This window comes from Sporichthya sp., from assembly GCF_013815995.1.
GTDB lineage: Bacteria > Actinomycetota > Actinomycetes > Sporichthyales > Sporichthyaceae > Sporichthya.
The window spans coordinates 1-4,992 of sequence record NZ_JACDFE010000279.1 but is presented as its reverse complement, the minus strand read 5'-3'; the positions used below and the strand labels follow the sequence as shown (position 1 = coordinate 4,992).

Annotated in this window: 5 protein-coding genes; 2 read left to right on the top strand and 3 right to left on the bottom strand. The window is 70.7% G+C overall.

What is annotated here, in order from left to right; translation table 11 throughout:
* Window positions 1-762: MFS transporter (locus tag H0X00_RS21485; protein WP_293774679.1), on the bottom strand; the 762-nt coding region annotated here is incomplete at its 3' end.
* A gap of 61 nt (window positions 763-823) precedes the next feature.
* Window positions 824-1,141, bottom strand: coding sequence for a DUF3467 domain-containing protein (locus tag H0X00_RS21480; protein WP_293774677.1), 318 nt, complete (start codon window positions 1,139-1,141; stop codon window positions 824-826).
* Between the two features lie 98 nt (window positions 1,142-1,239).
* On the opposite strand from H0X00_RS21480, the gene H0X00_RS21475 reads away from it, so the two are divergent.
* Window positions 1,240-2,247: an NAD(P)H-dependent glycerol-3-phosphate dehydrogenase gene (locus H0X00_RS21475; RefSeq protein WP_293774674.1), complete on the top strand. Its 1,008-nt coding sequence runs from the start codon at window positions 1,240-1,242 to the stop codon at window positions 2,245-2,247.
* A gap of 64 nt (window positions 2,248-2,311) precedes the next feature.
* Here H0X00_RS21475 and H0X00_RS21470 read toward each other — a convergent pair whose 3' ends face one another.
* The gene (locus tag H0X00_RS21470; RefSeq protein ID WP_293774671.1) at window positions 2,312-3,196 is read right to left on the bottom strand and encodes a hypothetical protein; all 885 of its coding nucleotides are present in this window, start codon (window positions 3,194-3,196) and stop codon (window positions 2,312-2,314) included.
* A gap of 230 nt (window positions 3,197-3,426) precedes the next feature.
* Here H0X00_RS21470 and H0X00_RS21465 point away from each other — a divergent pair.
* Window positions 3,427-4,992 (top strand): SpoIID/LytB domain-containing protein (locus tag H0X00_RS21465; RefSeq protein ID WP_293774669.1); only part of this gene is annotated, 1,566 nt, incomplete at its 3' end.

Below are 4,992 nucleotides of genomic sequence, written 5' to 3'. Positions count from 1 at the left end.
GAGCTCCTCCGCCCGCGCGGGGAACAACGCGCGCGGCATCGCGAACACCATCGCCACGATGTCGACGGCGAAGGAGAGCAACAGGACCGGACGGGTGGCGATGAAGGCCAACCCGTCGAAGACCGAACGCAGCCCTGGCGCGGTGGTCTGTCCCAGTGGCGGCAGGTGCGGCAGCCGGATCGCGGCGTAGAAGGCGGCGAAGAACAGCACGGCGTCGACGGCGTAGGCCGCCGTCAGCGAGGACTGCGTGATGATCAACGCCGCGAGCAGCGGACCGGCCATCATGCCGACGTTGCTCGTGGTGAAGCCGAGGGTGTTCGCCGCGGCGATCTCCTCCGGCGGCACCAGCCGGGGGATGACCGCGCCCCGGGTGGAGCTGGCCACCGCGAAGGCGCCGGACTGCAGGGCGACCAGCGCGAGCAGGACGCCGACGCTCTCCCCGCCGACGAGGGAGTGCACGAGCAGGCCGAGGGTGCTCACCCACAGCGTCACCGACCCGACCACCAGCACCCGGCGCCGATCCATGGCATCGGCGATGGCGCCGCCCCACAGTCCGAACACCACGAGTGGCACCAGCCCGACCGCGCCGATCATGCCGACCCAGAAGGACGAGCGGGTGATGTCGTACACCTGGACCGGGACCGCGACCGCGGTGACCTGGAAGCCGAGGAAGGCGATTCCGTTCCCGGCCCACAGCCGGCGGTAGTCCGGATGCTGCAGGGGACTCAGATCGATCGCGTGCCGGCGCCAGCCTCCGCTCACTGCGTCTCCGCAGCGGACTTCGTCCTCGCGGAGCCACGTTCGGTACCGATGGTGGGCTCGTTCACGCCGGCGGCGGGATCTTGACCCCGCTCTCGGTCTCCCAGGCGGTGAGCTCCTTCTCCAGGGCCCGCATCAGCTCCCAGACCTGACGGGGTGGCAGCCGGACGCGGGAGACGAACCGGGTCGGCGCGATCGCGACCTCGGCCCCGGTCTCCGGGTCGGCCTGCAGGTACGGCGGCTGCCGCAGCACCGCGAAGTCGAGCACGATCGTGTCCGGGGTGTGCCAGAGGTTGGCAAAGTCGGCGGCCACGCCGGCCTCGACCTCGGGCGACATCTCGATCTCGAAGCGCTGCAGCGGCGGCGGGGACTCGGAGCTCATGCCCGGAAGGCTAGTCGGCAACGTGCGCCGGAGCGGGACAGCGACCGGCGGCCGGTGCAAGGATGGCGCCCCATCGGAGCTGCCCGAGGGGAGGACCCATGCGTCAGGTCAAGGTCGCGGTGCTCGGCGCGGGCTCGTGGGGCACAACGGTCGCCGCGCTCTCGGCCCGCAACGTCGACACCGTGCTGTGGGCCCGCGACGAGACCGTGGTCGACGAGATCAACGACAAGCACCAGAACAGCCGCTACCTGGCCGGGTACCCGCTACCGCGCCGGTTGCGCGCCACCGCCTCCCTGGAGGAAGCGGTCGTCCAGGCCGACGTGCTCGTCACCGCCATCCCCTCGCACGGCATGCGCGGGGTGCTGGAGGCGTGCGCGGACTACGTCCGGCCGTGGATCCCGATCATCAGCCTGACCAAGGGCATCGAGCAGGGCACCCGGCTGCGGATGACGCAGGTGATCGACGAACTGCTGCCCGGCCACCCGACCGGCCTGCTGGCCGGACCGAACCTGGCCGCCGAGATCATGGCCGGCTACGCCGCCGCCGCGGTGATCGCGCTGCCGGACGAGCAGGTCGCGGCTTCGCTGCAGAAGGTGTTCGCCAGCCCGCGGTTCCGCGTCTACACCAACACCGACGTCGTGGGCTGCGAGCTCGGGGGCGCGCTGAAGAACGTCATCGCGATCGCGGCCGGGATGGGGACCGGCCTCGGCGTCGGCGACAACACCAAGGCGATGGTGATCACCCGTGGACTGGCCGAGCTGACCCGGCTCGGCGAGGCTCTCGGCGGCGATCCCCGGACCTTCTCCGGCCTCACCGGCCTGGGTGACCTGATGGCCACCTGCATGAGCCCGTACAGCCGCAACCGGATGGTGGGGGAGAAGCTGGCCCTCGGCATGACCACCGAGCAGATCGTGGCCGAGATGAACATGGTGGCCGAGGGCATCAAGACCTCGGGCGTGGTCGTCGAACTGGCTGAGGAGTGCGGGGTGGCGGTGCCGATCTGCCAGGAGGTCTACGGCGTCCTGCACCTCGGCCACAGCCCGGTCCAGGCCTACCGAGGCCTGCGCCGCACCGCCGCGACCTCCGAGATCGACGGCCTGGCCTGAGTCCTGCCTGAGGCTGCCTGACGCAAAGTCAGACGGGGAGTCAGACGGGGAGTCAGACGGGGAGTCAGCTGACCTCGACGTCCATCGGTACCAGGTGCACGGCGCCGCCGGTCTGGAACTGAATGAACATGCGGTAGCGCCCGGCCTCCATGAACATCGGGGACAGCGTCAGTTCCGGACCGCCGGTCGCATTCGCGTCGTCAGGTTTGGGCGCCTCGTTCGGGTGCACGTGGACCGAGGACAGGTCGCCCTCGCGGAACCCGGTGATGTGGGCGAAGGAGGCGAGGTAGGGCTGCAGGGCGGTGACGTCCGCGCCGTCCTTGGTGATCTTCAGCTTGAGGTCGCCGCCACCCACCTTCGGTGAACCGTCGAGCGTGAGCTGGTAGCCGTCGATGCTCGCGGTGTCCAGTGCGGCCGGCTCGGCGGTCGCGGGTTTGTAGGTGCCCGCGACGGTGAAATCGGTGCCGAGGATGCGGTCGTCGAAGGTGCCGTCCGGGGTGAAGGCCTCGAACTCCGTGATCACGCGGTACGGCCCGGGATCGGGGATCGTGAGATCCACACTCCAGATGCCGGTGGTCGGGTCGATCGCGGGGTGGATGTGCTGATACCCCGTCAGGTCCTTGCGGACCAGGTAGGCGTGCATCAGCTTGGTCTGCTGGCGGGTGTAGTCCTTCTGGACGCCGTTCGGGCCGTCGATCCGGAAGGTCAGCTTCCCGGCCTCGTCCGCCTTGGTCGGAGCCTTCACCGCGGCCAGGGTGTAGCCGTGGACGGTGGCCTGCATCCCGTCGCCGACCTGGCTCATGTCCATCCCGGCCATGCCGGTGCCGCCAGGCATGGAGTGCCCGGCCGAGGTCGTCCCGTCAGCGTTCGGCGCGTTGTCGTCGTCGCCGCACGCGCTCAGGGCGAGCACGAGCAACAGGGCCGCCGCAGCGGCTGAAGAGCGGGTCATCCGATTCCTCACACCCCACAAGTCGGTGGCTGACCCCGTTGAGTTCCCTGGCGCAGGCGCCGATACCCCAGGAGGGTTCTTTCGGGGCGAGACCGGCGTCGGTCTCGATTCAGTCAAGTCGCTACTGTCACTTCCGTCACTCCTGTACCTTCGATGTCAGGGGGCGGTTCAGGATTTCGGCGGCTGGAAGCCGCTCGCCCGGGTCGAGTCGGTCAGGAGTGCGCAACCACATGCGACGTCGTGTCCGCATCACCGCCGTGGCCGTCGTCGGCGTCGCTCTGGTGCTGCCGCCGGCGCTGTTCTCGGGCGCCGACGCCGCCACCGAACCGGACATCGTGCCGGTCAACGGCGTCTTCGACCTGGACGGCCACGGCTACGGCCACGGCCGGGGGATGTCGCAGTGGGGCGCGCAGGGCGCGGCCACCCTCGGCATCCGCCACCCGGAGATCCTCGCCTTCTACTACCCGGGCACCACGCTGTCGGCGGGCAACGACGCCAAGGCGCTGAAGGTGCACATCACCGACGACAGCGACGGAGACCTGGAGGTCCGCCCGTCCGACGGTCTGAAGGTCACCGCCGGTGATTCCTCGCGCGTGCTGCCGAAGCGGATGAAGCGCGGGCACGTCTCGCTCTGGAAGATCACCCGCGCCTCCGGGGGCAAGCTGCGCCTGCAGGGTCGCTCCAACGGCGCCTGGCACACCCTCAAGCTCGGCGGCCAGGGCAAGGTCGCCGGCCCGATCAGCTTCCGCGGCCCGAAGCCCTCCAGCCTCGTCCGGGTGGTCATCTCCGGCTCCGAGGAGCGGGACTACCGGGGCCAGACGAAGGCCTACGTCAGCGGCAGCAGCCTGCGCGTGGTCAACCAGGTCAAGATGCGCGACTACCTGCGCTCGGTGGTGCCGAGTGAATCGTTCTCGAGCTGGGCGCCGGCGGCGCTGGAGTCCCAGTCGGTCGCGGCGCGGACCTACGCGCTCTGGCGGGCCCGCTACGTCCCGCTCGGCTACGCGGACATCTGCGACACGACGGCCTGCCAGGTCTACCACGGCGCCCAGCGCACCAACGGCGCCGGCAAGGTCACCCGGGTCTGGGAAGCGCCGAGCACCACGGCCGCCGTGCACGCCACCGAGGGCAAGTTCCTCACCTACGGTGGCGCTCCCGCGCTGACCGAGTTCTCCGCTTCCAACGGCGGCTTCTCGACCAACGGCAACAAGCCCTACCTGATCGCCAAGCCCGACCCGTGGGACGGCGTGGTCGCGAACAGCGCGCACGCGTGGGAGTTCAAGCTCAAGGCCTCCGCGGTCAACCAGGGATACCCCGAGATCGGCAAGATCCAGGCGCTGCGGGTGACCCAGCGCGACGGCAACGGCGACTGGGGCGGCCGGGTGCAGCAGGTGCGCCTGATCGGCTCCACCAAGTCCATCACCGTGGTCGGCACCAGTTTCGCCTCCCGGATGGGACTGCGGCACTCCTGGTGGCGCAGCGCGCTGACTCCCACCCCGACGCCGACGCCCACCCCGACGACGCCCACGCCGACTCCGACGCCCTCTCCGACGCCCTCTCCGACGCCCTCTCCGACGCTGACGCCAGCGGCCGCGGGCCGGCCCGCGCCGGCCGACCCCACCGACCAGCCGGCCGAGCCCCCGAACGAACCCACGAACACGCCGGCGGACCCGCCGGACTCAACGGAGTTCGGGGAGCAGGCGATCGAGCAGCCCGTCGGGACGCCGGACGACCCGACCGGAACTCCGCCCGGAGCCGAGCCCGCGACCGAGCCCGCCACCGAGCCCGCCACCGAGCCC

What these genes read in the sequence shown, in the direction of transcription:
- H0X00_RS21480 (WP_293774677.1), bottom strand. Translation starts at nt 1,141, where the DNA reads ATGAGCTCCGAGTCCCCGCCGCCGCTGCAGCGCTTCGAGATCGAGATG.
- H0X00_RS21475 (WP_293774674.1), top strand. Translation starts at nt 1,240, where the DNA reads ATGCGTCAGGTCAAGGTCGCGGTGCTCGGCGCGGGCTCGTGGGGCACA.
- H0X00_RS21470 (WP_293774671.1), bottom strand. Translation starts at nt 3,196, where the DNA reads ATGACCCGCTCTTCAGCCGCTGCGGCGGCCCTGTTGCTCGTGCTCGCC.